The organism is Soonwooa purpurea (assembly GCF_053891095.1).
Map to the genome: position 1 here is coordinate 1 of NZ_JBSSMA010000031.1, position 5,109 is coordinate 5,109.

A 5,109-nucleotide genomic window follows, 5' to 3' on the forward strand; every position below is an offset into this window, starting at 1 on the left:
TTTTTGCCCGTTTCGATATCTTCCAACGGGGTGCTTTCGGCCATCACCGCAACGTTCTGCTTTCCCTCGGCTCCCCGGCCACGTGTACCCTTGCCTCGCTCGATTTCCTTACTGGCCACCGAAAAGTAACCCTCATCCAGTTCTATCATCCCTTCCAGTGTATACCTTGCATCCCGGTTGCCCATCGCCCTGCGGAGTTTGTGTACCATCGCCCATACCGGTTCGTAACGCTTCAATCCTAATTGCTTCTGGAGTTCGTTGGTGGAGAATCCCTTTTTTGTGCAACTCATCAGGAACATCGTTTTGTACCACACCAGAAACGGCAGCTTGGAGCTCTCCATGTTCGTACCGCTGCGCAACGAGGTGCGGAAACGGCAACCTTTGCATTCATAACTCCATTTACCCTGTAACCAATAATGGGAAGTGCCCCCGCATCGCTTGCAGACAACCCCTTCCTTATCACGCTGCTCCTTGAAATGCAAACGACAATCTTCCTCCGAACCGAAATGAGCCGTAAAACTGAATATGTTCATAATCCCTGCTTTTTGAGCGCTAATATACTAAAAATATTAGGTGTGTTTGCGGAGAATCAGTTTCCAATATTATGTTTTGGAATATCCAATACAATGGTAAGTAAGACTTATGAAACAAATAATCCAAATGATTGTACTTCTATAATTACGGGAATTGATCTATGCAAATCAATAAATAATATGAAAATATACATTGGAATTGATTTAGTTATAATAATTTTCTTGATAATTTTTAAAAAGAAAATAGTAAAAAACGTCGCATAACATTGTATTGGCAAAATGCGGGATTTTGGGAACGTTGAAATTTTGTAAAAATATTCCGCCGAATGCTTTTCAATTCTGCGATTTTTTGTAAGTTAGCAGAAGTGAAAAAGCATCGGCTACGTTTCTGAATTCTTGAACTTTCAGCCCTTCGAATTCCCGCACTTCGCCAATACTTTTTCCGTTATCGGCAATTTCATAAAAAATCGTGTTAAATAGTGGATTTAGAAGAATTAACTACAAATATTTTTGCAGAGAAAATTTTAACTCAGTTTGATTCAAAAAAATATATAGATTGGGCTATTAACGTGATGGAATTAGGATATGAAACTGAAAATCTATTTATATTAGCAGGTTTAGACAATGAATTAACTCAAATAAGAGAGGAATATTTTTGGAAAACAATTAAGGATTTAAATATAAGTGTCAACAAAACTGATGTTGAATTAATTCAGAACTATGCAAAATTTATTGCACAAAAAGTTATTGATAATGAAATTGATATTGATGATGCATTTAGAATTATGCTGCGAATATGTTCAACAACTGGATATGAACAAAGATATATCCCATTTTATGAAATAGACGAAGATTTAGATTATTTATTTTATGACAATTCCATTTTGTTTAATTCAGGTTTAACAAAGGAAAATAAAACCGAGTTCATCAGAGAAGAATTCAAAATTTTCTATGAAATGGAAAGACTTAACATTCCTCTTGATAAACGAAATTTATGGTATTGCAAAAATTGTAATTCTTTAGATCAAGCTAAACTAAAAACTAAATATCAACTTAAAAAACCTCATAAATACCATACTTATTGTTGTTCAAATTGTGGATCAGAAAATTTTGAAAAGGACAGCCAAAAAGTAAAAAGATTAATAATTGGAAAATATAAATAAAGAAACTGCCGATAACATTGTATTGGCAAAATGCGGGAGAAAGTCTGAATTGAAAATCCACTACTTTTTTGTCGCCGCTATTTTTCCATTCCACATTTTTTTTGTAGTTTAGTTTCATGGAAAAAATATCGGCTACGTTTCGTCTTTCTTGAACTTTCAGTTCTTCGAAAGCCCGCACTTCGCCAATACTTTTTCCGTTAGCTGACATATTATGAAACAACGTCCACCAATCAAGAAGATTTTTAAAATTATAACATACGGAATTTTATCCTTAATTGGATTTATCTTTCTCTTTCTTTTAATTGTGGGGTTCAATTTAGAACACAAAGATGGAACTCGTGATAAATGGTCTGGACTAAGAGCGTTATTTGAAAAAGATAGAGATTTTGGAATTTTTATAAATTATCAGGAAAAATATAATCTTAATGGAGTTGATGGACCTTATATAATTAACAATCAACTTTACGAAGTAACAAAAGAAAATAAATTACTAAACAAAAATATCGACAGAAAAGAAAAACTAATTGTAAATGTAGGTAATTCAGATAATTACCAATTTGAATTTCAACTCAAAGATAGTATAATTTCCGAACCTGAATTTTACGAATTACCTGAAAAACTGGTTGTTATTTCTGACATTGAAGGAAATTTTGACGGCCTTTCAAGTTTCCTTATCAACAATGGAGTAATTGATAAAAACTTTAATTGGACTTTTGGCAACGGACATTTACTCTTAAACGGGGATTTTGTGGACAGAGGAGAAAATGTAACCCAGGTTTTGTGGCTCATCTATAAACTTGAACAAGAAGCAATAAAGTACAACGGAAAAGTGCATTACATTTTAGGAAACCACGAAATAATGAATTTTCAAGGAAATCCCCGCTATGCCAATAAAAAATACAAACGTGTTGCACAGCTTATTAGCAAAAATGACAGTCTGAAAATTGCTACTCAATATTTATATTCAGACAAAACAGAATTAGGAAAATGGTTGCGTTCTAAAAATGTAATTGAGAAAATTGGAAACTATATTTTCGTTCACGCAGGTTTAAGTCCAGAGATTTTAAAATACAAAATTTCAATTTCTGACATCAACCAAATAGTAAGAAAGAATTGGGATAAAAATCTTTATGATGAAGAAGAAAATAATAAAGTAGAAAATTTTCTAACAGGTAAAAAAGGAGTTTATTGGTATCGTGGTCTTTCACAAGACTATAAATATTACGACAAAATAAAGGAAAATGAACTCAACGAAGTATTGAAATTTTACCAAGCTGACAAAATTGTTTTCGGACATTCAGTTGTGGAAGACATAGCAAAAGAATTTAACGGCAAAACGATAAACACAGATGTAAAACACGGACAAGAAAAAAATTCTGAAAAGACCAAAGGATTACTAATCGAAAATGGAATTGAATATAAACTTGACGGAAAAGGAACGAAAACAAAACTCTAAAAAATACGTCAGCTAACAAGGGTTTGGCGCAATGGCGGGTTAAGGCTAAAATTAAAGTTTCGGCTTTCTATTCCGCAAAAAGCCAATTATATTGACTTTTTTCTTAAATTTATTCAATTAATTGGCTTTTGCTTACCGTGACGCTAAATTGAAACTTTTCGCTTCAATTTCCGCCACTGACGCCAAGCCCCAAAACGTTAGCTGAAACCATATAACAACCGCATTTATGAAACAGATTTTTCCAATTTTGTTACTTTTCTTTACCTTAAAATTATTTGGTCAAAATACAGAAAAGTTGACTAAACCAATAATTGAAGAAGGAAAAAGACTTTATAAATCAGAAATGTCATCTTGGCACGGAACTGATTTATTTCTGACTAAATATAAAGACAGAGAAAATATTGGCGGTTATTTTTCTTACTCAGAAAATAATGAAAATATTAACGTTTTCTTTTCAAAATCTGAAAATCCAAAAATTATTGGAACAATAAAATTTGATGAGACATTTGATTTAAACAAAGCTACTGTAGATTTGACAGAAAGAGACTTCAAAGATGAAGAAAATGAAATCTATAGTTTGAGAAAAAAAGCTTTAAATATCATAGATAATGACACTATATTTAAACGTTATCAAAACACAAACTTAAATTTAATTCCACTATTGGATAAAAAAGAAAATAAAGTTTATGTATTGACTGCCCCTTCAGTTAATGGAGTTGTAATCTTTGGAAATGATTATCTACTAACATTCGATAAAAAAAATAATCTTAAATCAGCTAAAGCACTTCATAAAAACATTATTCCAATTGAATTCAAAAAAGGAGATGATATTGAAACAACAATGCATTCTCATTTACCTGAAACTGGTGATTTCATTACAGCAACCGACATTTGCACTCTGATGTTATACGGAAAAGCAACAGGCTGGAAACAACATAATGTAGTTTCAAAAAATTATCTTAACATTTGGAATATTAATACAGATAACTTATTTGTTATGACTATGGACGCTGTTAAAAGAATTTATGAAGATCATAAAAAACGAAATGAGGAAAAAGTCAAGAAAACTGAATAAATATGGCTTCAGCTAACAGTGTATTGGCAAAATGCGGGGTTTAAGGGTAAATTGAACTACTCTACTTTTTTAGCCGCCGCTGCTTTTCATATTGTTTTTTTTCTTAATTTAGACAATCTGAAAAAGCATCGGCTTCGCTCAGTTTGAATTGAACCTTCAGTTAAATCCAGCCCGCACTTCGCCAATACTTTTTCGTTAGCCGTAATTTTACCAAAATGAACTTCTCAGAAAATAAAGACAAAATTATTGAAAAGTTGAAAACTTCAACAACTTATAAAAATGATAATGCTTTGAAAAGAATTGTTGAAATTTTAGAAGAAATTAAAACTCCCAAAGAGCTCAATAAATACAAAGACTTAATAAACAGAATTGCAATTGATAGTGTTGAAGATTGGGAAAACATAAATCTTATTTCTGAATTCGTAAATTACAAATATTGAAATGAAAGCAAACTTATATATTGACAAGACTGAAATTGGTAATATTGAACTTGAAATTATTGATGAATTTATGGGAGTTTTATCTGGCAAACTAAATCCAAATAAAAATTATGATGAATTCAAGCAAACAATTATGAATCATTTTGATGAAAAAGGAATTTCAAATATCAACGATTTTAAATATAAAATAATTTTAGAAAATGGATGCGAATTAAATCCTGAAGGAGGAATTGGAGTAATTCATTCACAAGAATTTATCGATGAAATTTTAGTTGAAACAGCAGGAAATAACCTTGAAAAAATAAAAAACTACGGCTAATAGCTAAGTTTTCGTTGCGTGCGCAGCACGAACAATGAAAACCCTGTTGAACGGAACCTTCGGCAGCTTTTGGTTGGGTATTTTCCCACACTATGGGTTTATCGACAAAAGATTTTTAGAGAT

5 protein-coding genes and 1 pseudogene are annotated in these 5,109 nt (G+C 31.8%); 5 read left to right on the forward strand and 1 reads right to left on the reverse strand.

All coding sequences use genetic code 11. The annotated features are described in order from the left end of the window. Window positions 1–533: pseudogene (locus ACVFVN_RS14345) on the reverse strand (IS1595-like element ISBbi1 family transposase); the annotation flags it as partial. A gap of 479 nt (window positions 534–1,012) precedes the next feature. Between ACVFVN_RS14345 and ACVFVN_RS14350 the strand changes: the two are divergent. From ACVFVN_RS14350 to ACVFVN_RS14370, 5 genes are all read left to right on the forward strand, one after another. Continuing rightward, entirely contained in the window at window positions 1,013–1,696 is a 684-nt protein-coding gene (locus ACVFVN_RS14350) for a hypothetical protein (RefSeq protein WP_456235807.1), read from the forward strand. 211 nt (window positions 1,697–1,907) lie between these two features. Continuing rightward, window positions 1,908–3,152, forward strand: coding sequence for a metallophosphoesterase (locus tag ACVFVN_RS14355; protein WP_456235808.1), 1,245 nt, complete (start codon window positions 1,908–1,910; stop codon window positions 3,150–3,152). 226 nt (window positions 3,153–3,378) lie between these two features. Then, window positions 3,379–4,227 carry a hypothetical protein gene (locus tag ACVFVN_RS14360; protein WP_456235809.1) on the forward strand — a complete coding sequence of 283 codons (849 nt, stop codon included), beginning with the start codon at window positions 3,379–3,381 and terminating at the stop codon, window positions 4,225–4,227. A 215-nt stretch (window positions 4,228–4,442) separates the two neighbouring features. Further along, on the forward strand, window positions 4,443–4,667 hold the full coding sequence (locus tag ACVFVN_RS14365; RefSeq protein WP_456235810.1) for a hypothetical protein: 225 nt from the start codon (window positions 4,443–4,445) through the stop codon (window positions 4,665–4,667). A 1-nt stretch (window position 4,668) separates the two neighbouring features. After that, window positions 4,669–4,986, forward strand: a complete 318-nt coding sequence (locus ACVFVN_RS14370; RefSeq protein ID WP_456235811.1) for a hypothetical protein — start codon at window positions 4,669–4,671, stop codon at window positions 4,984–4,986. Window positions 4,987–5,109: the final 123 nt, after the last annotated feature.